At 65.1% G+C, this 20,955-nt stretch carries 17 protein-coding genes; 9 read left to right on the top strand and 8 right to left on the bottom strand.

The window, feature by feature from the left end; all coding sequences use genetic code 11:
• Nucleotides 1–2: 2 nt before the first annotated feature.
• From kynA to ACQ4WS_RS06420, 4 genes are all read left to right on the top strand, one after another.
• Complete coding sequence (gene kynA / locus ACQ4WS_RS06435) at nt 3–890, top strand: tryptophan 2,3-dioxygenase (RefSeq protein ID WP_436474718.1); 888 nt, start codon at nt 3–5, stop codon at nt 888–890.
• A 136-nt stretch (nt 891–1,026) separates the two neighbouring features.
• Nucleotides 1,027–1,572: an RBBP9/YdeN family alpha/beta hydrolase gene (locus ACQ4WS_RS06430; RefSeq protein WP_436474716.1), complete on the top strand. Its 546-nt coding sequence runs from the start codon at nt 1,027–1,029 to the stop codon at nt 1,570–1,572.
• A gap of 102 nt (nt 1,573–1,674) precedes the next feature.
• The gene (locus ACQ4WS_RS06425; protein ID WP_436474714.1) at nt 1,675–3,729 is read left to right on the top strand and encodes a toxin-antitoxin system YwqK family antitoxin; all 2,055 of its coding nucleotides are present in this window, start codon (nt 1,675–1,677) and stop codon (nt 3,727–3,729) included.
• 5 nt (nt 3,730–3,734) lie between these two features.
• Nucleotides 3,735–4,799 carry a leucine-rich repeat domain-containing protein gene (locus ACQ4WS_RS06420; protein WP_436474712.1) on the top strand — a complete coding sequence of 355 codons (1,065 nt, stop codon included), beginning with the start codon at nt 3,735–3,737 and terminating at the stop codon, nt 4,797–4,799.
• On the opposite strand, the gene ACQ4WS_RS06415 is transcribed toward ACQ4WS_RS06420, so the two are convergent.
• Entirely contained in the window at nt 4,758–5,804 is a 1,047-nt protein-coding gene (locus ACQ4WS_RS06415) for a hypothetical protein (protein ID WP_436474710.1), read from the bottom strand. The genes ACQ4WS_RS06420 and ACQ4WS_RS06415 overlap by 42 nt on opposite strands.
• A gap of 134 nt (nt 5,805–5,938) precedes the next feature.
• Between ACQ4WS_RS06415 and ACQ4WS_RS06410 the strand changes: the two genes are divergently transcribed.
• Nucleotides 5,939–6,670 carry an alpha/beta fold hydrolase gene (locus ACQ4WS_RS06410; protein ID WP_436474708.1) on the top strand — a complete coding sequence of 244 codons (732 nt, stop codon included), beginning with the start codon at nt 5,939–5,941 and terminating at the stop codon, nt 6,668–6,670.
• On the opposite strand, the gene ACQ4WS_RS06405 is transcribed toward ACQ4WS_RS06410, so the two are convergent.
• The 3 genes from ACQ4WS_RS06405 to ACQ4WS_RS06395 all read right to left on the bottom strand — a co-directional run bounded on the left by ACQ4WS_RS06405 (nt 6,647) and on the right by ACQ4WS_RS06395 (nt 10,521).
• Complete coding sequence (locus ACQ4WS_RS06405; protein ID WP_436474706.1) at nt 6,647–7,012, bottom strand: hypothetical protein; 366 nt, start codon at nt 7,010–7,012, stop codon at nt 6,647–6,649. The two genes, ACQ4WS_RS06410 and ACQ4WS_RS06405, sit on opposite strands and share 24 nt — an antisense overlap.
• Before the next feature lie 72 nt (nt 7,013–7,084).
• Nucleotides 7,085–9,004 carry a molecular chaperone HtpG gene (htpG, locus tag ACQ4WS_RS06400; protein WP_436474705.1) on the bottom strand — a complete coding sequence of 640 codons (1,920 nt, stop codon included), beginning with the start codon at nt 9,002–9,004 and terminating at the stop codon, nt 7,085–7,087.
• Nucleotides 9,005–9,102: 98 nt separating this feature from the next.
• Nucleotides 9,103–10,521: an aminotransferase-like domain-containing protein gene (locus ACQ4WS_RS06395; protein WP_436474704.1), complete on the bottom strand. Its 1,419-nt coding sequence runs from the start codon at nt 10,519–10,521 to the stop codon at nt 9,103–9,105.
• Between the two features lie 127 nt (nt 10,522–10,648).
• Here ACQ4WS_RS06395 and ACQ4WS_RS06390 point away from each other — a divergent pair, with 127 nt between their 5' ends.
• The 3 genes from ACQ4WS_RS06390 (at nt 10,649) to ACQ4WS_RS06380 (ending at nt 14,584) form a co-directional block, all read left to right on the top strand.
• Nucleotides 10,649–11,566 (top strand): DMT family transporter, encoded by a 918-nt coding sequence (locus tag ACQ4WS_RS06390; protein ID WP_436474702.1) that lies wholly within the window; start codon nt 10,649–10,651, stop codon nt 11,564–11,566.
• A gap of 176 nt (nt 11,567–11,742) precedes the next feature.
• On the top strand, nt 11,743–12,936 hold the full coding sequence (locus ACQ4WS_RS06385; protein WP_436474700.1) for an aminotransferase-like domain-containing protein: 1,194 nt from the start codon (nt 11,743–11,745) through the stop codon (nt 12,934–12,936).
• A gap of 289 nt (nt 12,937–13,225) precedes the next feature.
• The gene (locus tag ACQ4WS_RS06380; protein WP_436474698.1) at nt 13,226–14,584 is read left to right on the top strand and encodes a diguanylate cyclase domain-containing protein; all 1,359 of its coding nucleotides are present in this window, start codon (nt 13,226–13,228) and stop codon (nt 14,582–14,584) included.
• Between the two features lie 4 nt (nt 14,585–14,588).
• Here ACQ4WS_RS06380 and ACQ4WS_RS06375 read toward each other — a convergent pair whose 3' ends face one another.
• The 4 genes from ACQ4WS_RS06375 to ACQ4WS_RS06360 all read right to left on the bottom strand — a co-directional run bounded on the left by ACQ4WS_RS06375 (nt 14,589) and on the right by ACQ4WS_RS06360 (nt 19,701).
• Nucleotides 14,589–16,169 (bottom strand): FGGY-family carbohydrate kinase, encoded by a 1,581-nt coding sequence (locus ACQ4WS_RS06375; RefSeq protein ID WP_436474696.1) that lies wholly within the window; start codon nt 16,167–16,169, stop codon nt 14,589–14,591.
• Nucleotides 16,170–16,173: 4 nt separating this feature from the next.
• Nucleotides 16,174–16,401, bottom strand: coding sequence for a hypothetical protein (locus ACQ4WS_RS06370; protein WP_436474694.1), 228 nt, complete (start codon nt 16,399–16,401; stop codon nt 16,174–16,176).
• A 124-nt stretch (nt 16,402–16,525) separates the two neighbouring features.
• Nucleotides 16,526–18,094 (bottom strand): glycerol-3-phosphate dehydrogenase/oxidase, encoded by a 1,569-nt coding sequence (locus ACQ4WS_RS06365; RefSeq protein ID WP_436474692.1) that lies wholly within the window; start codon nt 18,092–18,094, stop codon nt 16,526–16,528.
• Nucleotides 18,091–19,701 carry an FAD-binding oxidoreductase gene (locus ACQ4WS_RS06360; protein WP_436474690.1) on the bottom strand — a complete coding sequence of 537 codons (1,611 nt, stop codon included), beginning with the start codon at nt 19,699–19,701 and terminating at the stop codon, nt 18,091–18,093. The genes ACQ4WS_RS06365 and ACQ4WS_RS06360 overlap by 4 nt, the downstream gene beginning before the upstream one ends.
• 140 nt (nt 19,702–19,841) lie before the next feature.
• On the opposite strand from ACQ4WS_RS06360, the gene ACQ4WS_RS06355 reads away from it, so the two are divergent.
• The gene (locus ACQ4WS_RS06355) at nt 19,842–20,921 is read left to right on the top strand and encodes an AraC family transcriptional regulator (protein ID WP_436474688.1); all 1,080 of its coding nucleotides are present in this window, start codon (nt 19,842–19,844) and stop codon (nt 20,919–20,921) included.
• The last annotated feature ends 34 nt before the right edge of the window (nt 20,922–20,955 follow it).

The following is a 20,955-nucleotide window of genomic DNA, read 5'->3' as shown; positions in this document are numbered from 1 at the left end:
CCATGAGCGACGACAAGAATATGAACACGGAAAACACCAGCGGCTGCCCCATGCATGCCGGCGGCCAGGATGCGCAGTGGCATGGCGCGCAGATGGATTTCAGCGAATCGATGAGCTACGGTAACTACCTGGCGCTGGACCGCATCCTGACGGCCCAGCATCCGCTGTCGCCGAACCACAACGAAATGCTGTTCATCGTGCAGCACCAGACGAGCGAATTGTGGATGAAGCTGATGCTGCACGAAATGCACGCCGTGCGCGCCAATCTGCAAAGCGGCGACCTGGCGCCCGCTTTCAAAATGCTGGCCCGCGTGGCGCGCATCATGGACCAGCTGGTGCATGCCTGGGACGTGCTGGCTACCATGACACCGCCCGAATACACGGCCATCCGCCCCTACCTGGGCGCCTCGTCCGGCTTCCAGTCCTTCCAGTACCGTGAAATCGAATTCATTTTGGGGAACAAGAACGCCGCCCTGCTCAACGTACATACGACGGCGCCAGAAACCTATGCCGTGCTCGACGCCGCCCTGCGCGCGCCATCCGTCTACGATGAGTCAATCAAGCTGCTGGCGCGCAGCGGCTTGCCCATCTCTGCCGAGCGGCTGAACGCCGACTGGACCCTGCCGACGAGCGCTGACGCTTCCGTAAAAGCGGCGTGGCTGGAAGTCTACCGCGACCCGTCGAAACACTGGGCACTGTACGAGCTGGCCGAAAAGCTGGTTGACCTGGAAACGGCCTTCCGCTTCTGGCGCTTCCGCCATGTGACGACGGTGGAGCGCATCATCGGCTTCAAGACGGGTACCGGAGGTACGGCCGGCGTGAGCTATTTGCGCAAGATGCTCGACGTGGTATTGTTCCCGGAGCTATTCGCCCTACGCACCGAACTTTAAAAATGCCAGACCAAATCTACTGCGCGGCGCGCCTTGTGGCCTACGATGCTCACTGTGCATGCGCACAGCTGCGCGTCTCGGCCACAATCCACTGCCGCTCGCTACGATTATGTCGGGTATTTTACAAGGAGAAATGATGTCGCCTCTCGTCCTGACCCTGGCCGGCCTGTGGAATTCCGGGCCGCAGCACTGGCAAACCCATTGGGAAGCGCGCCACCCGCAATGGTCGCGCGTGCCGCATGGGGAATGGCAGACGCCGGACAAGGACGAATGGGTGGCGGAGCTCGACCGCGCCATCGCCGCCTGCGAGCGAGCGCCCGTGCTGGCCGCGCACAGCCTGGCCTGCACGCTGGTGGCCCATTGGGCGGCCAGCGGCTCGCCGCACAAGATCGCCGGCGCCTTCCTCGTCGCTCCCAGCGATGTGGAAGCGCCCTCCTACCCCGCCGGCACGACGGGCTTTGCGCCGATGCCGCTGCAAGCCTTGCCATTTCCCAGCCTGGTGGTGGCCAGCGGCGATGATCCCTACGTCAGCTTCGCGCGGGCACGCGCGTTTGCCGCCGCCTGGGGCAGCGATTTCACCATGATCGGCGACGCCGGCCATATCAACGGCGACGCCGGCTATGGCCCCTGGCCGGACGGCGAACAGCTGCTGCTGGACTTCTGCGCCGCGCACCAGCCATGAACCAGGGCGCGCACACGATAGACGCGCGCCCATTTGCCCACGCGTAAGAACGCAGGCAGAATCGTGGCCTTTCCATTGCGGCGCCCCGGCGCCAGCCTCACGATGAAACGTCTGCTTCTGCCCTTGCTGCTCTGCTCCGCCCTCGCCCACGGCGCGCCCTTCTACGAAGGCCAGAGCCTTGCCCATCCCGCCATCAGCGCCTCACAGGACAGCGGCCTCGATATCGCCTTCCTCAAGGAAAAAGAAGGCGTCAACGGCTATTACTGCGAGTGCAAGGGCGGCAGCTCGAAACCTATGCTGCTCGACCAGTTCGGCAACGCCGTCATCCGCTCCGTCTTCTACGCCTCGCTGGACCAGGAGACGGACGACAGCGTGCAAACCATGCTGGTGCTGTTCCGCCAGGGCGACAAGAACGGCTTGCGCGCCTACCGCTACCACCGCAGCTCCGGCAAATACCGCCGCCTCGATGGCTTGCAGCCAGCCTTGAACCGCATCGTAGCGCAAAGCAGTACTCCCAACGCGGGCCAGGTCAAGGCCGCGCTGGCCAAGCTGGCGCCGATGGATTACAGCGTCGCCCGTGGCAAGAGCGGCAATGCGGACTTCGACGCCATCGACCATACGCAAGGCAGCATCGTCGGCTACTACAGCGATGACGGCAAGCCGGTGGCCGGTGCCGGCAAGGACGCCATCACCTACAAAAAAACCTTCCAGAAAAAGGGCGAGCGTTTTCTCACCGCCAGCTACACCCTGTACAGCGATGCGGGCGCCGGCATCCTGCCCAATTACCGCCTGTGGCAAGTGACGTGGGAAACGGCGCCAAAGCAATTCGCGGGCAGCGCAGACGGCCCGTCCGTCATCTACAGCCTGGCCTGGGACGACGGCTCGGTGGTCGAGCGGGGCCAGTACGTGAAGGGCAAGCGCCAGGGACTGTGGGTACGCGAGGGCATGCACGAAGGCAGCGAAAAGGGCCACTACGTCAACGGCCTGCAGGAAGGCATGTGGTACTTCAATTATCCCAAGCAGAGCGAGAGCGGCATGTACCGGGCCGGCAAGCGCGAAGGCCGCTGGACCGTCATCAACTATGCCGATCAAGAGGAAGTGACGGGTTTCGACACCTATGCGGCCGGCCAGCTGAACGGCCCGCACGAACGCCGCATGGGCGGCAAGCTGCAAACGCGCGGCAACTATGTCAACGGCACGCGCCACGGCGCGTGGATCACGGAAGACGGCGACGGCAGCTTCATCGACGGCTTGCGCGATGGACCGTGGAAGCTCAAGCTCAAGGACAAGGTCACGCAAAGCGTCACCTTCGTCAAAGGCAAAAAACAGGGCGAGGCCCTCGACAAGGATGCGCAAGGTGCGCTGCGCGTGCGCGACCATTACCAGGCGGGCGTGCTCGATGGCAGCCGCACGCGCTATCTGGGCCCGGCCGGCAAGGAATACGTGATCTACACGGCCACCTACCGCAATGGCCAGCTCGATGGGCGCGAACAGGCGTTCGACGACAGTGGGAAAATCCTGCGTCTCGATACGCTGTGGGACAAGGGCAAGAAGCAGGGCCTGGACGCGCGCTACTACCCGAACGGCAAGCCGGAACGCCTGGCTGTCATCGACCAGGGCCGCCTGCTCACACACCTGCGCGAGTACTACGAAGACGGCCAGTTGCTCAACGACATCCACCGCTGCACCTTCAAGGAGTACGGCAGCACGCGCGACGACGTATGTGAGTACCACCACATGTACTACCCGGACGGCAAGGCGCAGTATTACTACGCATTCCAGTATGGCCAGCGCCAGGAAGGCTATTCGAACTACCCGAACGGCAAGCGCAAGGACGAACTGCTGGTCGACCGCACCGCCGACACCTCCGTCTTCAACGCGTATTACGAAAGCGGCCAGCTCAAATGCACGGAGCCGCGCAGCGGCCACAGCACGCGCACGGTCAACGGACAGTCGATAATCAGCTATGCGTCAGCCGACCGCGATGGCGACAATATCTGCTACCACCCGAACGGCAAGGTAGCCAGCATCTACACCTTCCGCAAACGCGTGCTCGTGGAGTGCGGCAAGCGCTACGATGACACGGGCAAGCAGACGTTCCCGGGGCCGGAAGGTTGCCCTCCCCCCAGGCAAGTGACCTACCCCATCGGACTGTGACAATCATGCAAACAAGACCGCCGCAGTGCATCCAGAACCCCGGGCACATCGACGCCGGGGCGATCCGCGCCGCCATCGCGAGCGGCCAGCAGGTGCTGGTACAGTTCAATACCCTGGCCGAGCCGGAGCCGCTGCTGGCCGACCTCGATGCCCTGGCCGCCACCTGCGGCACGGCGCTGACCATCCGCATCTACGGTTACGACCCGAGGGTGTTCGATGCCCGCATCCTGCGCGCGCTGCCGCATGTGGCCAGCCTGTCCATCGATTGCCACCGGCAAGCCATCCATCTGGAAGCCCTGGGAGAGCTGCGCCACCTGAAGCGCCTGAGCCTGGGCGTGTACGAGCTGGCGCAAGACGACATCCTGCAGCTGGATAATTTGCGCGGCCTCGAATACCTGAGCCTGGGCGAGTCGGCCAGCAACAATATCGACCTGGCGCCCCTGCGCCACTATGCGCACCTGGCCAGCCTGGTCGTCGAGGGCCACAACCAGCACATCGACACCCTGGCCAGCCTGCCGGTGCTGCACGACCTGTCGCTGTACCGCATCAAGAACAAGGTAGCACTGGATTTCATATCGGCGATGGCCCGCCTGGACCGGCTGCTGTTGCAGCTGGGTGGCCGCGAATCGCTCGCGCTCATCGAAGCGCCAAGGCTAAAGAAGCTGGAAGTGATACGCGTGCGTGGCCTGGAAACGCTGGGCGATATCGGCCGCTTTCCCCTGCTGCAGGCGCTATGGGTGGAAGACCAGATCAAGCTGCGGCAGATCGCGCTGGGGCCCAACCCCATGCTCGAACGCCTGGACCTGCACACCTGCAAGACGCTCGACAGCCTGCCCGGCCTGGCCGCCCTGCCCGCCCTGCGCCAGCTGTCGGCATCAGAAACCATGCTCGACATCGACGCGCTGCTGGCGCATGGCTTGCCCGCGTCCCTGACGCATGCGCGCCTGCGCACCGGCAGGAAAACACGCGACGACGCCATCGCCGCGCAGCTGGCGCAACTGGGCTACGACAGCGCGCGCAGGATAGACCTAGCGGACCTGGCGGCCGGCCACCAGCTTGCGCTGCCATAGCGCCACGTCGATCATCACGCCGTCCACGCCCGTGTTGCGGATGTAGACGCGGTAGCTGCCCTGCCCCATGTCGCCATCGAGGTAGGCCGTGCGCTCATTGCGCTGCAGCCTGGCGCCCTTGGCCAGCTGGCGGTAGCGCTCGACCACCGTGTCGAAACTGGCGTAGCTGCGCAACGCCACTTCCAGGTCGCGCGGCGGGCGGCCTTCGGCATGGTCCAGCACATTGTTCTGTTTCTTGCCCTTCAGCGTGAGCGGATAGGCAAACACGCCGGCGCCGGCCGACGTCAGCACCGTGGATTTATCTAGCAGCAGCGGCAAGAGCGCCGGTGGATAGGCGGGCGGCAGCTGGGCGCGGTTCCAGCCCGGCAGGGCCGGCTGCGCCAGCACATACTCGACGCTGGCGATCTTCTGCCCATCGGCGCCCGCTTCCTTGTCGCCCGCGATCAACGCCAGCATGGGCGGCAATTGCCGGGCCCAGGCCAGCAAGGGTGCCGCATCCCCGACCAGCATGCCCTTGCGGTGGAACACCGTCAGCACCGTATTCGGATCAGGATTGCAAACTTTCTCCAGCGGCTGCCCCTCCAGGCGGCACTGCCCGTTGACCAGGCCAAAGGCGATGATGGCGCCGCGCTTGTCGAGCAGCATGGCGCCGCGTTCGCGGCCCTGCTTGCGGTCATTCATCGACGCCAGCAACTGGCGGCCATCGGCCAGCACGGTGCGCGTGGCGTCGCGTTTTTCGCTGATCGCTTCTAGCGCCTGCGCCAGCAGCAGTTCATCGTCTTCCGTGTAGCTGCCGCGCGCGTAACCGAAGAAATCGAACAGGGCTGCGCGCACTTGCGGGGCTTCGCTCAGGCGCGGCAAGGGGCCGCCGGCCAGCAACGAGGACAGGCTTTTGCCGGCCGGCGCCGAGGGCGCCGCCGTGGCACGGGCAGGCTGGGAAAGGACGCAGGCCGCTGCCAGCAAGGCGCCACCCAGGGTGCGGTAATTCGAAAAAATGATATGCATGATTCTGTCTGTCGGTGATTTGACCGCGATTCCGGCCACGCATGGCGCGCTGGCGATTCTAGCATGGCGCCAGCGCCCATGCGGTGCGGCTGGCGGACGGCATGTGTGCCGGCGCGGCTGTTATGATGCGCGCAATGACGACACCAACCCACGCCTCGCCCCTGCTTGTCCTCCTGCCCGGCATGGATGGCACGGCCCTGCTATTCCACCGTTTTGACGCCGCCTTGCGAGCGCAAACCACCATCGAGACCCAGGCCATCGCCTATCCGGCCGCGCCACTCGAATACACGGCGCTGGAAGCGTTCGTGCGCGAGCGCTTGCCGCAGGACCGCCCCTTCATCGTGCTGGCTGAATCGTTTTCGGGACCGCTGGGGGCAGCTTTGCGCGCCAATCCGCCGCCCGGCATGCGCGCCCTGATCCTGTGCTGTTCCTTCGTGCGTAATCCGCACCCGATGCTGGCGCCGCTGCGCCACCTGCTCGGCCTCGTCCCCTTTGGCGCGCTGCCCGGCTTCGCCCTGCGCCAGGCTCTGCTGGCGCCCCGCTCCACGCCGCAACTGCAGGCGGACCTGGCAACGGCGCTGGCGCAAGTGCCGCCCAGCGTGCTGCGCCAGCGCCTGCGCGCCGTGCTGGAAACAGACGCCTCGCGCAGCTTCGCGCGCGGTAGCCTGCCCGTGCTGTATCTGCGCGCCCGCCACGACCGCCTGGTGCCGCCGGCGAACGCCCTGCAGATACTGCGCCAGGCGCCAGGCACGCAACTGGTCGACATCGCCGCGCCGCACATGCTGCTGCAGGCGGCGCCGGAAGCGGCAGCCGAGGCCGTCGCCGCCTTTCTCGCGGGCCTGTCAGACCCGCAGGCGCTCGGCTAGGCGCGCGCTGGCCAGCACGGCCAGCCAGCTCAAGGCGCCCGACAGCGCGCTGAAGTAAATCGCCCGCAGCGGATGCTGGGGCAGCAGATAGGCGAGGACGGCCGCGCCCAGCAAGGCGCACAGCACGGGCTTCCACTGGCCAGGCGGCAGCAGCGCCAGCAGCAAATTCGTGGCCGCATACACATAAAACACCAGCAGCAGGGCCAGGCCGCCGGCCACGCCGCGCGAGCCAAGGCTGCCGAACAGCTGCGTGTACAGGTAAAAACCCAGCCAGCTCAACACAATAAACAGCAGGCAGCCCAGCGCATGCGCACCCAGGCCCGCCATCAAGCGTATTTTCATGCGGCTCCTTAAAGAAAAAGCCAGCCCTTTCACGTAGAAAGGGCTGGCTTGATTACGTCGACAGCAAGGTGTTTACTTCGCCGAATTGAGCAGCAATTCGTTGAGGCGTTTCACAAAACTGGCAGGGTCGGCCAGCGAGCCGCCTTCGGCCAGCATGGCCTGGTCGAACAGGATGTTGGCCCAGTCGCCGAACTTGCCGCCTTGCGCATCTTCATATTTCAGGCGCGTCACCAGCGGGTGGTTCGGGTTAATTTCCAGAATCGGCTTCGATTCCGGCGCGCTCTGGCCTGCCGCCTTCAGCATGCGCAGCAGGTTGCCCGACAATTCGTTTTCATCGGCCACCAGGCAGGCTGGCGAATCGGTCAGGCGGAACGTGACGCGCACGTCCTTGGCCTTGTCGGCCAGCACGCTCTTCATCTTGCCCACCAGGTCGGCGTACGAAGTTTCCGTTTCTTCGTGCTCTTTCTTTTCCGCTTCATCTTCCAGCGCGCCCAGGTCCAGGCCACCTTTTGCGACGGAGACCAGTTCCTTGCCTTCGGAATCCTGGATGAACGACAGCATCCATTCGTCGACACGGTCCGTCAGCAGCAGCACTTCGACGCCCTTCTTGCGGAAGATTTCCAGGTGCGGGCTGTTCTTGGCGGCGGCGTAGTTGTCGGCCGTGACGTAATAAATCTTGTCCTGGCCTTCCTTCATGCGCGCCACGTAGTCGGCGAACGAGGTGATTTGCTCATCGCTGTCGTTGGCTGTGGAGGAAAAACGCAGCAGCTTGGCCAGACGTTCCTTGTTGGCCGCGTCTTCGCCGATGCCTTCTTTCAGCACCTGGCCGAATTCCTTCCAGAAGACGGCGTACTTGTCTTTCTTGTCCTGCTCGTCCGCGTTCGCCAGTTCTTCCAGCATGCCCAGCACGCGCTTGGTCGAGCCTTCGCGGATCACCTTGACGTCGCGCGATTCCTGCAGGATTTCACGCGACACGTTCAGCGGCAGGTCGGCCGAGTCGATCACCCCGCGCACGAAACGCAGGTAGGTCGGCATCAGTTGCTCGGCATCGTCCATGATGAAGACGCGCTTGACGTACAGCTTGATGCCGCCGCGCTTGTTGCGGTCCCACATGTCAAACGGCGCCTTGGCCGGGATGTACAGCAGTTGCGTGTATTCGCTGCGGCCTTCCACGCGGTTATGCGTGTGGCTCAAAGGCGACTGGAAGTCGTGCGACACGTGCTTGTAGAATTCGTCGTACTGTTCCGGCGTAATGTCGGCCCTGTTGCGGGCCCACAGGGCGCTGGCCTGATTGACGGTTTCGAACTCGTCTTTCAGGACGGTTTCTTTTTTCTCGTCGTCCCACTCTTCCTTCTGCATCACGATCGGCAGCGAGATATGGTCCGAGTATTTGCGGATGATGGACTTGATCTTCCAGCTCGACAGCAATTCGTCCTCGCCTTCGCGCAGGTGCAGGATGATGTCCGTGCCGCGCGACGGCTTGTCGATCGATTCGATGCTGTAATCGCCTTCGCCGGCCGATTCCCAGCGCACGCCCTCGGAGGCGTCCACGCCGGCGCGGCGCGTTTCGACGGTGATCTTGTCGGCGACGATGAAGCCCGAATAGAAGCCCACGCCGAACTGGCCGATCAGGGCCGCGTCCTGCTGCTGGTCGCCCGACAGCTTGCCGAAGAATTCCTTGGTGCCCGACTTGGCGATGGTGCCCAGGTGCGAGATCGCCTCGTCACGGGTCATGCCGATGCCGTTGTCGGAAATGGTGATGGTGCGCGCATCCTTGTCGAAGCTGACCTTGATCTTCAATTCGTGATCGTTGCCGTACAGGGCGTCGTTATCGATCGCTTCGAAGCGCAATTTGTCGGCCGCGTCGGACGCGTTCGAGATCAATTCGCGCAGGAAGATTTCCTTGTTCGAGTACAGGGAATGGATCATCAGGTGCAGCATTTGCTTCACTTCGGTCTGAAAACCCAGGGTTTGCTTTTCGGAGACAGCCATTTTTACCTCATAGTCTTGTGGATGGGACGGATGCTACGGAGTTGGGGATGGTACAAGCGATTTCAAGAGCCCCGCTCGAATGTCCTGCAATGTCCTGTTTAGCCCAGTGCGCGGGCGAAAAATGCCCAGATGCGCTCGTCCTGCACCGTGGCCAGGTTCAGGCGCATGCGGGTCGACGGCAGCTGGCGCGGCGAAAACAGGCTGCCCGGCGCCAGCACCAGCCCCTCGGCCAGCGCCTTCTCGGCCAGCAGATTCGTGTCGCAACCCGCGTCCGCCCACACGAACATGCCGGCCGGCGCAGGATCGAAGCGCAAGCCCGCCTGTTCGACCTTGCGGTAGGTGCCCTCGCGCACCTTGTCGAGCCGCGTGCGCAGGCGCTCCGCATGCTTGCGGTACAACCCCTGCGAGAGGATTTTATACACCACGCGTTCGCCGATGTCGCTGGTGGTGAGGGTGGCCAGCATCTTGCGGTCGGCCAGGCGCTGCGCCCGCTCCTTTGCGGTGGCGATGAAGCCCACGCGCAAGTTCGCGGCCAGGCTCTTGGAAAAGCCGCCCAGATAGATTACGCGGCGCAGCTGGTCCAGCGCGGCCAGGCGCGTGGCCGGCTGCACCGCGCCGCCCGGATGCATGTCGCAATAAATGTCATCCTCGACGATCAGGAAATCGTGCTGTTCAGCCAGGCGCAGCACCTGGAACGCCTTGGCCGCCGACAACGACGTCGAACTGGGGTTATGCAGCACCGAGTTGATCACGTACAGCTTGGGACGGTGCAAGGCCGCCAGCTCGGCCAGCACGGCGATATCGGGGCCGTCATTCAAGCGCGGGATGCCGATGACGTGCATGCCCATGGCGGCAAAGGCGCCAAACATCAGCCAGTACGCGGGATCGTCGACGAAAATGGTCTCGCCGGGACGGGCAAACTCGCGCGCCACCAGGTCCAGCGCCTGCATCACGCCCACCGTGGTGACGATCTGCTCGGGCGGACAGGCGATTTCCAGCCCCGCCAGCTTCAGTTGCAACTGCTGGCGCAGCGGCAGAAAACCCTGCGGCGCGCCATAGCCCAGCAGCAAACTACCAGGCTGACGGCTGACGTCGCGCAAGGCGCGCGCCACCAGGTCGCCGTCGAGCCACTCGGCGGGCAGCATGCCGGTGCCGGGTGCGGGGATGGCCGGCGTCTGGCGGAACATGTTACGGATCAGCCACACCACATCCATGGTCTGCGCCGCCGCGTCCTGCGCGCCAGCGGACGGCGCCGGTGTGTTCAGGGATGCGCGCTCGCGCACGAAAAAGCCGGCGCCGCGCCGCGACTCGAGGTAGCCGCGCGCCACCAGCTTGTCGTAGCTGGCCACCACCGTGGCGCACGACACGCTCAAGCTGGCGGCGCACTGGCGGATCGAAGGCATGCGCGCGCCGCCGCGCAGCAGCTTGTCATCGATGCGCGCCGCCAGCGAGCGCGTGATCTGGTCGATCAGGGTTTCGCCCGAGGCGCGCGACAGCAAAGGAATTGTATTGCTCATATGACCAGGACAGTATGTGAAATTATGCGTGGAAGTGTATTTGTACTGTACTGCTATTCACGCCTAGCATAGCAGCATGGATCACACAAATCCATGCCTTTCCCTTACCGCATGCACCAGGAAACCCATGTCTTCACACACGAGCACCGCCACTTCTACTACCCACCCGCCCCGTCTCAGCGATGACCACAAGGGGTTGTTGCTGGGCTTGATCGCCGTCGCCCTCTTCAGCCTGACCCTGCCCTTCACGCGCATGGCCGTGGCCGAACTCGATCCTACCTTTGTCGCCCTGGGCCGCGCCCTCGTGGCCGCCTGTCTGGCCGGTCTGTGGCTATGGCCGCAGCGTGCGCCAATGCCGCGCCGCGAACAGTGGCTGCCGCTGGCGTTCGTCTCGCTGGGCTGCGTGCTGGGCTTTCCCTGGCTGACGTCGATCGCCATGCGCAGCCTGCCCGCCTCGCACGGCGCCGTGCTGGTGGGCATCCTGCCGCTGGCCACCGCCGTGTTTGCCGTGCTGCGCGGCAAGGAACGCCCTTCCCTGGGATTCTGGCTGATGGCCCTGCTCGGCACGGCGCTGGTGGTGGTGTTCGCGCTGCGCCAGGGCGGCGGCAGCTTCCACTTGGCCGACTGGCTGATGTTTGCCGCCGTGCTGCTGGCTGCACTCGGTTATGCAGAGGGCGGACGCCTGGCGCACGCCATGCCCGGACAGCACGTAATTTCCTGGGCGCTGCTGCTGGCCGCGCCCTTCGCGCTGCCTGTGGTGTTGTGGAACGCCTGGCCGCAACGCGCGCTGATGGCGCAGGCCAGCGGCGCGGCCTGGCTGGGCTTTGCCTACATCTCCGTGTTTTCCATGTTTATCGGCTTCTTTTTCTGGTACCGGGGCATGGCGCTGGGCGGCGTGGCCCGCGTGGGACAGACGCAGCTGCTGCAGCCTTTCCTCACGCTGGTGGGCGCGGCGGTGCTGCTGAACGAGCCATTGACGGGCGTAAGCCTGCTGTTTGCCGGTGCCGTGATCGCCGTGGTGGCCATCGGACGCAAGCTGAAGTAAAGTGCCTTGACGCCCATTTGCAACGCCCTTGCGCGTGTGGATGGGCACAGCGGCGTGCAAGCCGTACAATACCGCAGCACCATGGCGACGCCTATCCGGCGCCGCTTGCGCACGCACCGCCACAAGCGGGCCAACAAATCCAGCCGGCGCAGCTCGGCATCTTCTGTGAGACTCGTATGAAAATTGAAAATCCGAATCCGATCCAATGGCGCTTTGCCGAACGCGCGGAACAGCTGCAAAGCTCGTTCATCCGCGAAATTCTGAAGATCACGCAGCGTCCCGAGATCATCTCGTTTGCCGGCGGCCTGCCCTCGCCCGCCACCTTCCCCGTGGAAGAAATGAAGACCGCCTTCGACAAAGTCCTGTCGAACAATGGCAAGGTGGCCCTGCAATACGGCCCGACCGACGGCTACCTGCCGCTGCGCCAGTGGATCGCCGACTCCTTATCCAGCAATGGCAGCACCATCCTGCCGGAACAAGTGCTGATGACGTCCGGCTCGCAGCAGGCGCTGGACCTGCTGGGCAAGGTGCTGATCGACGAAGGTAGCAAGGTATTGGTGGAAACCCCCAGCTACCTGGGCGCGCTGCAGGCGTTTTCCGTCTACCGTCCCGAATTCGTTTCCGTCGACACCGATGACGAAGGCCTGGTGCCGTCGTCGATCGACCCCGTCGCCGATGGCGCGCGCCTCCTGTACGCGCTACCGAACTTCCAGAACCCGACGGGCCGCAGCCTGTCCGTGGCGCGCCGCGTGGAACTGGTGGAAACCTGCGCCCGCCACGGCCTGCCGCTGATCGAGGATGATCCGTACGGCGCCCTGAGCTACAGCGGCGAGCCATATCCGAAGATGATCAACATGAATCCGGATGGCGTCATCTACATGGGTTCATTCTCCAAGGTGCTCACGCCCGGCATCCGCCTCGGCTACGTGGTGGCGCCGATGCCGCTGGTGCGCCGCCTGGAATTGGCCAAGCAGGCGGCCGACCTGCACACGTCGCAATTGACGCAGATGGTCGTGCATGAAGTGATCAAGGATGGCTTCCTGGACCGGCACATCCCCAGCATCCGCAGCCTGTACGGCAACCAGTGCCAGGCCATGCTGTCGGCGCTGGAAGAACACTTCCCGGCCGGCGTCACCTGGACGAAGCCTGAAGGCGGCATGTTCATCTGGGTCACCCTGCCGAAACACATCGACGCCATGAAATTGCTCGATGAAGCCATCGCCAACAAGGTCGCCTTCGTGCCGGGCGCACCGTTCTACGCGAACACGCCGGAAACGCACACCTTGCGCCTGTCATTCGTGACGGTGCCGCCGGAACGCATCCGCGAGGGCATCGCCATCCTGGGCAAACTGATCGCCGCAAAAATGTAACTCGTTTCTTCACGCCCCGCTACTGCGGGGCGTGTCACTGCTGCCCACGGTGTCAGGGGGCACGCATCTTTTCCGCCAAAAACTGCCTTCATGATGGCAACTGCGTGTATTTATTCATAAAAATATTAAAATAACAATATTTTACCGCCTCGTGCAACATCGATTTTTCCACCCAAAAAATTAGCAAGGCGGTATGATTTGACCGCTGTATCCGATTTGAATGCAGTCAGCATCACTTAAAGTACAGCAAACGCTGGCATCGCAAAGTACATCGAGAAGGCCGGAAGCAATGAGTTCAGGCAGTGTGGAGCATTCCCAGCGGCGCGACGCCGCTATTTTGATTGTCGACGATGCGCCGGCCAACCTTGAGCTGCTGCGCAAGCTGATGAGCGAGCAAGGTTATCAAACCTATGTCGCCACGTCCGGCGAGCGGGCGCTGGCGATCGCCCAGCGCGCCCATCCCGACCTGATCCTGCTCGACGTGCTGATGCCGGACATGGACGGCATCGAAACGTGCCGCCGCCTCAAGCAGCATCCGCTGACGCAGCGCATTCCCGTCATCTTCATGAGCGCCAAGACGGAAACGGAAGACGTGGTGGCCGGCTTCGACTGCGGCGCCGTCGACTACATCAGCAAACCGCTACGCATGGCTGAAGTGTGCGCGCGCGTGCGCGCCCAGCTGCAAATCCGCAGCAACAATGAAACCCAGCAGGAACAGGCCGAGCGCCTGCGCACCATCGTCAACAACATGGCCGAGGGCTTGCTGATCATCGAAGCCGATGGCCGCATCCAGTACACCAACCCGGCCTGCGACCAGTACCTGGGCTACCGCGAAAACGAACTGGCGGGGCGCTCCATCGGCGAGTTGCTCAGCCCCCTGGTAACGCAGGAATATCTCGATTACTTCGCCATGTACGCAGCCAATCCCGAAAAGGCGCACAAGCACGGCACGCGCGAAGTGGCGATCCGCCACCGCAGCGGCGAGGCGCTGTGCATGGACCTGACCCTGACGCCGATGTATCTGCGCCAGCCCCTGTATATCGGCCTGCTGCACGACATCACGCACCACAAGCAGTCGGAAGACGCCTTGCAGCGCGCCGCCTATCTCGACCCGCTGACAAAAATCGCCAACCGCCGGCATTTCGACAGCTTCCTGGAAAAGGAATGGCAGCGCGCCGTGCGCGGCGGCGGCACCCTGTCGCTGGTGGTGCTCGACGTCGACCACTTCAAGCTGTACAACGATAGCCTGGGCCACCCGGCAGGTGACAGCTGCCTGCAGCAGGTGGCGCAAGCGATCGCCTCGCACGCTGCCCGCCCGGGCGACCTGGCGGCCCGCTACGGCGGCGAGGAATTCGTCCTGCTGTTCGCCGACACGGATGCCGAAAGCGCCCTGCACCTGGCCGAAACCATCCGCGCACATATCGAGGCACTGCAACTGCCGCACCCTCGCTCCGCCACTTCGCCATGGATCACCGTCAGCATCGGCGTGGCGACCATCCACCCGCACCAGCTGGACGACCGCAAGGTGCTGTTCGTCGCCGCCGACCGCGCCCTGTACGTGGCCAAGGAAGGGGGCCGCAACCAGGTGCGCGTCACGCAGTCGGGCGGCACGGCCTGGGACACGGTCAAGGCGCTCGTACTGCGCTAGCCGGTCACCTTTCAGGATAGCCGGTGATCTCGGCGATCTCGCGGTACAGGGGCTGCAGCCGCGCATACATCTTGCGGTACACGCGCCGATACAGCTGTTCGTAGATTTTGCGGTGCTCGGGATGCGGCTGGAAGACCTTGCCCCTGCGCGTCATCGCTTGCACAGCGGCGGGAAAGTCCGCATGCCAGCCCAGGCCCACGCTAGCGGCAATGGCCGCGCCCAGACCAGAGCTTTCATACACGTGGGCGCGCGCGGCGGGCAAACCGAAAATGTCGGCCGTCAGCTGCATCGCCGCGTCGCTCTGCGAACCGCCGCCCGCGATGCGCAGCTCCGTGATGGCGATGCCGCTGCGCTGCTCGATGCGCTCCTTGCCTTCGCGCAGCGCATACGCGAGACCTTCCAGGATGGCGCGATAGATGTGCGCACGCGTGTGCACGTCACCAAAGCCGATCATGGCGCCCTTCGCTTCCGGGCCCGGCACCTTGATGCCGGGACTCCAGTACGGCTGCAGCATCAGCCCCATGGAACCGGGCGGCACGGCCTCGACCAGGCGGTCGAACAGCGCTTCGGCGGACAAGCCCGTGCCATCTTCGGTGGCGGCCGCCCGTTCGCGGTCGCCGAACTGCTCCTTGAACCAGTTGACCATCCAGTAGCCGCGGAAAATCTGCACCTCCGTGCTGTAGGCGCCCGGCATGGCGGCCGGATACGGCGGAATGAAGCGCGTCACTTCCACATACTTGCGGTTGGTCGTATTAATGGTGGCCGTAGTGCCGTAGCTCAGGCACGCCACGTGCGGTTCGACGCAGCCGGCGCCCAGCACCTCGCACGCCTTGTCGGCGGCCGCCGCCAGCAGCGGCGTGCCTTCCAGGATACCCGTCGCTGCCGCCGCTGCCGCCGTGATGACGCCCATGCGCGTGCCCGGGGTCACCAGCTCGGGTAGCATCGAGCGTTGAATCGCCAGCGCCTGCCACTTCCAGTCGAAGCGCCCGGCCCAGGCGTGGCGCTTGTAATCGAACGGGATGTACGCCACTTGCGATCCCGTCGAATCGGCGTAGCGTCCGCAGAGGCGGTGATTCAAAAAACCCGACAGCAGCAGGAATTTGTGCGTGCGGCGCCAGATGTCGGGCTGGTGTGCGCTGATCCAGTTGATCTCGGCCTCGCGGCGGAAATACGTAATCGTGCCATCGAGACGCGTGGCGCGGAAAGCGGCGCGCCACCATGGCGCCAGTGGCGGAATGTCGCGCGTGCTGCGCTGGTCCAGCCAGGTGATGGCAGGGCGCAAGGGTACGCCATGTTCATCCACGTTGACGACCGTACCGCGCTGCGTCGTCACGGCCACGCCGGCCACCGAGGATTTATTGATGTCCGTGCCGCGCCACAGCTGCTGGCACGCTTCGCACACGGCTTGCCAGTAACCGTCGGCGTCATGCTCGGCCCAGCCGGGGTGCTCGGAGTAATACGGCTCCAGGAACACTTGCGCCTTGGCCGCCAACGTCCCCTCACGGTCGAACAGCAGTGCGCGCACGCTTTGCGTGCCATTGTCGATGGCAAGAATGTACGGCCCCTGGCCCGATACGCTCGCCATGGCCTCAGCCCAGGCTGGCCAGCGCGGCGCGCAGCGCCTGCAGCAGCGCCTGCGGATCCTTGTCCGGCTGGGCGCTGAAGACGGGCGCTTCCCAGTCCTGCCCGCGCACTGCCACCACGCGCAAGCGTCCCCCTTCGTTCCAGGCCGGATACCAGCCCACGTCGACGATGTCGCCATTCGCGCAGGTGATTTGCAGCAGGTCTTCGCCCAGGTCGTCGACGAGGACGTCCACGCTCAGGCGCAAGTCCAGCGGCGACAGGCTATCGTAGGTGATGCGGGCGTCGCCCAGCGCCAGGGGCTGGCCAAACAGGGTGGTCTCGATGATGTTCTCCTCTTGTTTATTTTTTTATGGTTTTTCAATCGCCCTGCGGCACGCTGTAATGGCGGCGCCACAGGGCCAGGTAGCGCGCCTGTTCTCCATCCCAGCGCGCATCGTCCCAGCCCATTTCATCCTGGCAGATGGCGCGCAGGCGCGGCATGATAGCAAGCGCGCCGCCGGCCAGCTGCAAACCGAGGCGCGTGCGCCGCAGCAGCAGGTCGTCCAGGTGCTGCACGTCCTCGTTGCGCGCGCCCCAGCGCAGCTGCGCCCACAGGGTCTGCGTGCCGGGAATCTGCTCCAGTTCGCCGTCCTGCGCCGCATCGCACAGCGCTTGCGCGGCCGCGCCATGACGGCCCAGCAGGCGTGCGCGCTGTTCCCCATCGAGCGCCAAGGCCTTGCCCGACAAGGGCGATGTGGCGTCGAAAATCGGCAAGGGACGCAGATCCGCCTGCCATCCCGGCAGCAGCGGTGCGGCGCGGCGCAATGCGTCGAGGGCGATCACGCGAAACGTCGTCAGCTTGCCGCCCGCCACCGTCAGCAAGCCGTTTTCCAGCCATAGCGCATGTTCGCGCGCTTCCTTCGACGGGTCAAGCTGGCCGCTGCCGATCACGGGACGCACGCCGGCAAACGTGGCCAGCACATCGTCGTCGCCCAGCGCCAGCTGCGGGAACTGCCAGCGCAGCGCCGCCAGCAGATAATCGAATTCGCCGCGCGTGATGGCCGGTTCCAGGTCCAGGCTGGCGCCGTGGTCGACGTCGGTGGTGCCTACCAGGGTCACGCCCTCCCACGGATACGCAAACACGGGGCGGCCATCGCGCGGGTGCATCAGGCTGACGGCTTGCGCCAGCGGCAAGCGCCAGGCAGGCAGCAGCAGATGGCTGCCGCGCAGGGGCCGCAGCTTCGGCTTTTCTCCCACCTGGCCGCGCAAGCCGTCGGCCCAGGCGCCCGTGGCGCTGATCACCAGGCGCGCGCGCACGGTCGACACCATGCCATCGAGCGCATCGTTCAACGTAGCGCCAGCGACCTTGTCACCTTCACGCAGCAAGGACGCCACGCCCAGGTAATTGACGGCCACGCCGCCATGGCGGCGCGCCTCCTGCAGCACGCGCAACACCAGGCGCGCATCGTCCGTCTTGGCGTCCTGGTACAACATGCCACCCTGCAGGTCTTCACGCCGGATGTGCGGCGCCAGCATGGCAAAGTCAGCCGCATCGACATAGCGGCGCGCGCGCCGGCCCGCCATCACGTCGTAAATGGCCAGGCCCAGCATGAACTGGCGCCGGCCCGGCTTCCTGCCCGTGTAGTCGCCAAAGGCGAAGCCCTGCGGCTCGACCAGCCCGGCCGCATCCGTCAGCAAGGCTTGCCGCTCATGCACCGACTCGCGCGTCATCGCGAACTGTCCCTGTTTGAGGTAGCGCAAGCCGCCGTGCACCAGCTTCGAGGAGCGGCTCGACGTACCCCAGGCAAAATCGCGCTGCTCCACCAGCAACGCCTTCAAGCCGCGCCGCGATGCCTCCAGCAAAATGCCGGCGCCCGTGATGCCGCCGCCGACGATCAGCACATCCCAGTCTCGCGCCAGGAGGCCAGGCAGCTCCTCCCGGTTCACAATGGGCCTCCGGCGTCAGGCAGCAGTTTGCCGGGGTTCATCATGCCCTGCGGATCGAACTGGCGCAGCAGCGCGCGCATGGCGGCGATGCCCAGCTCTCCCTTTTCCGCCGCCAGCCACGGCGCATGGTCCGTGCCCACACCATGCTGGTGGCTGATGGTGCCGCCGTTGGCGACGATGGCGGCGCAGGCCGCGTCTTTCAAGGTACGCCAGCGCGCCATGTTTTCTTCATACGTGGGTGCCAGCCGATAGACGTACGTGGTGTAGACGCTGGCGCCCTGCGCGTACACGTGCGACAAATGCGTGTACGCATGCACCTGCTCGCCGTGCTGCGCCAGCGCTTTGGTGCCCGCCTGCTCCAGCGCCGCCATCATGGGCGCCACGCGCGGCCAGTCGACGGCCGTTTCCACCGTGTCGATGACGTAACCGTGTTCCCAGGCGCCGTTGCGCAGGTACACATTGCGAAAACGCCCCTGCTTCCACTTCTCGCCCATGTGGCGTCCCACATGCACGCCCTTGTGCCGGCGCGCCAGCGCCAGGGCGCCGCGCAAGGCCGCGCGCGCCGTTTTTTCTTCTCCGCTGACGCCCAGCATCAGCATGCATTTCCCTTCTGCGCAGCCGCGCAGGGACAGGTAACGCTCCAGCAATCCCACCAGTTTTTTATGCCCGGCCAGGGTCAGCATGGTTTGCGTCTCCAGGGGGTTAGACAGGCGCAGCATGCACAGGGGCAGGCGTGACTGGGCCAACGCCCGCACGGCTGCCTGCGCCTGCTCCCAGCCGGCGAAAAACACGGCGTGGAATGCTTCATAGGGCGGCAGCGGCGAGACGCGCACGGTAGCCTGCGTCAGGATGCCCAGCCGCCCTTCGGAGCCGAGCACCATTTCACGCAGGTCGATGCCGGCCGCCGAGGCGGGAAAGGTGGGGATGCTCAAGGTGCCGACCGGCGTTTCCACTTCGCCGCCCGCGAACAGCTGCTCGATGCGGCCATAGCGCAAGGATTGCTGGCCCGACGAGCGCGTGGCGATCCAGCCGCCCAACGTCGAATATTCGAATGACTGCGGATAGTGGCCCAGGGTATAGCCATGTGCGCGCAGCTGCGCTTCCAGGTCGGGACCATACACGCCCGCGCCGAACGTGGCCAGCTGCGCTTCGCGGTCCAGGTGGCCCAGCGCAGACAAACGCCGGAGGCTGAGCGCCAGCACGGGACGCGGCCCCGCCGCCACCGTCAGGTGCCCGGCCACGCTGGTGCCGCCGCCATGCACGATGACGGCCACGCAGGCCTGGCGCGCATACGCCAGCAGCTGGCGCACCTGCAGCGCGCTGTCGGGAAAGGCCACGCCGTCGGGCACCGCGCCGATGCGGCCATGACGCAGCTTGAACCAGTCCGGCAGGCTTTGACCCAGCGCATGGCGCACGCGCGTGGCAGGCTGGGTGTCGATCAGCGGATGCGGCGCCAGACGCGAGGCTGCTACCTGCGCGCAGGCGTCGTCGAAGGTGGCGTCGACCATGCTGGTGCCGGGCCCCAGGCGCTCGCCCAGGAAGGCCAGCGCCTCGTCACTCAGCGCATACGTGATGCTCTCGTCTCCCCAGCCGTTCCAGCGTTGCATCGACATCCCCTGTGTTGTGGTCAGTTGCGCGCCACGGCGGCTTGCTATACTGTCCTTGCCTTATTTTCTTGCCAGATCAATAGCATATGCCGCCACGAACGAAGGGTATTGGTTTTTCATGACAATCGCATTGTTCCATCATGACAAGTACTGAAAGCCACCACGCGGAAGGCAGGGTCGCCGGCGCCTATCTGCAGCCGCTGCTGGAAGCGGCCGGCGCGCACGGCATCGCAGCAACCACCCTGGCGCAATCGGCCGGCGTGGCGCCGCACAGCCTGGAAGCATCCGCAGCCAGCCTGGCCGCGCGCGACTACGTGCGCCTGCTCGATGCGGGCGCGCAACTGGCGGGCGATGCGCATTTCGGTCTGCACGTGGGACAGCGCGTGCGCATGGGCACCTACAGCGCGTATGGCTTGATACTGCTCAGTTGCAGCAACGTGGGCCAGGCGCTGGAACAGACAGCCCGCTACGAACGGCTGGCGCACGACCTGGGCCGCTCGACCCTGCAGCGCGATGGCGCCGTCGCGCATTACCGCTGGACCAGCAACTATCCGGGCGCCAGCCGGCACCTGGTCGACAGCGTCTTTGCCGGCGTCAAAGTGTGCGGCGACTGGCTGGCGGGCATGCCGCTGCCGCCGGCCCGGCTGGCGTTCAGCCACGATGGCGGCGGCGACTTGCTGCGCCACGCAGCGCACCGCGACGAATACGTGCGCGTGCTGGGCAGCCTGCCCGCCTTTGGCGCGGACGCCAACACGGCCAGCTTCGACGCGCAATTGCTGGACTGGCCCGTGCCGAACGCCGACGTCAGCCTGTATCCCGTGCTGTGCCAGCATGCGGAACAATTGCTGGCGCAACGCCAGGCCGCAGCGCAGACGAGCGGCGGCACCATCGACGCACAAGTGCACGCGGCCATCGTGGCGGGCTTGCGCCAGGGTTCGGCGCGGCTGGCCAGCGTTGCCGCCACCTTGGCCGTGACGCCACGCACCCTGCAGCGCAAGCTGGCCGACGCGGGCACCAGCTACCAGGCCGTGCTGGACCAGACCAGGTACGGCCTGGCACGCGATTATCTGCGCGAGCCGGATCTGTCGCTGGTCGACATCGCCTTCCTGCTGGGCTACCAGGAACAAAGCGCCTTCAACCACGCGTTTCGCACCTGGGCGGGCACCAATCCCGGCGCCTGGCGCTTGCAGGAACTGCAGGCGAAGCAAGCCGGTTTGTAGGCGTGCGCGGGGCGTGCGCGGCCCGTTTTCTGGC

This window comes from Janthinobacterium leeuwenhoeki (assembly GCF_051380795.1).
GTDB lineage: Bacteria > Pseudomonadota > Gammaproteobacteria > Burkholderiales > Burkholderiaceae_D > Janthinobacterium.
Note: the sequence above shows the minus strand (reverse complement) of the source record. Positions and strands in the feature narration are given on the sequence as shown.

What these genes read in the sequence shown, in the direction of transcription:
- kynA (WP_436474718.1), top strand. Translation starts at nt 3, where the DNA reads ATGAGCGACGACAAGAATATGAACACGGAAAACACCAGCGGCTGCCCC.
- ACQ4WS_RS06430 (WP_436474716.1), top strand. Translation starts at nt 1,027, where the DNA reads ATGTCGCCTCTCGTCCTGACCCTGGCCGGCCTGTGGAATTCCGGGCCG.
- ACQ4WS_RS06425 (WP_436474714.1), top strand. Translation starts at nt 1,675, where the DNA reads ATGAAACGTCTGCTTCTGCCCTTGCTGCTCTGCTCCGCCCTCGCCCAC.
- ACQ4WS_RS06420 (WP_436474712.1), top strand. Translation starts at nt 3,735, where the DNA reads ATGCAAACAAGACCGCCGCAGTGCATCCAGAACCCCGGGCACATCGAC.
- ACQ4WS_RS06415 (WP_436474710.1), bottom strand. Translation starts at nt 5,804, where the DNA reads ATGCATATCATTTTTTCGAATTACCGCACCCTGGGTGGCGCCTTGCTG.
- ACQ4WS_RS06410 (WP_436474708.1), top strand. Translation starts at nt 5,939, where the DNA reads ATGACGACACCAACCCACGCCTCGCCCCTGCTTGTCCTCCTGCCCGGC.
- ACQ4WS_RS06405 (WP_436474706.1), bottom strand. Translation starts at nt 7,012, where the DNA reads ATGAAAATACGCTTGATGGCGGGCCTGGGTGCGCATGCGCTGGGCTGC.
- htpG (WP_436474705.1), bottom strand. Translation starts at nt 9,004, where the DNA reads ATGGCTGTCTCCGAAAAGCAAACCCTGGGTTTTCAGACCGAAGTGAAG.
- ACQ4WS_RS06395 (WP_436474704.1), bottom strand. Translation starts at nt 10,521, where the DNA reads ATGAGCAATACAATTCCTTTGCTGTCGCGCGCCTCGGGCGAAACCCTG.
- ACQ4WS_RS06390 (WP_436474702.1), top strand. Translation starts at nt 10,649, where the DNA reads ATGTCTTCACACACGAGCACCGCCACTTCTACTACCCACCCGCCCCGT.
- ACQ4WS_RS06385 (WP_436474700.1), top strand. Translation starts at nt 11,743, where the DNA reads ATGAAAATTGAAAATCCGAATCCGATCCAATGGCGCTTTGCCGAACGC.
- ACQ4WS_RS06380 (WP_436474698.1), top strand. Translation starts at nt 13,226, where the DNA reads ATGAGTTCAGGCAGTGTGGAGCATTCCCAGCGGCGCGACGCCGCTATT.
- ACQ4WS_RS06375 (WP_436474696.1), bottom strand. Translation starts at nt 16,169, where the DNA reads ATGGCGAGCGTATCGGGCCAGGGGCCGTACATTCTTGCCATCGACAAT.
- ACQ4WS_RS06360 (WP_436474690.1), bottom strand. Translation starts at nt 19,701, where the DNA reads ATGCAACGCTGGAACGGCTGGGGAGACGAGAGCATCACGTATGCGCTG.
- ACQ4WS_RS06355 (WP_436474688.1), top strand. Translation starts at nt 19,842, where the DNA reads ATGACAAGTACTGAAAGCCACCACGCGGAAGGCAGGGTCGCCGGCGCC.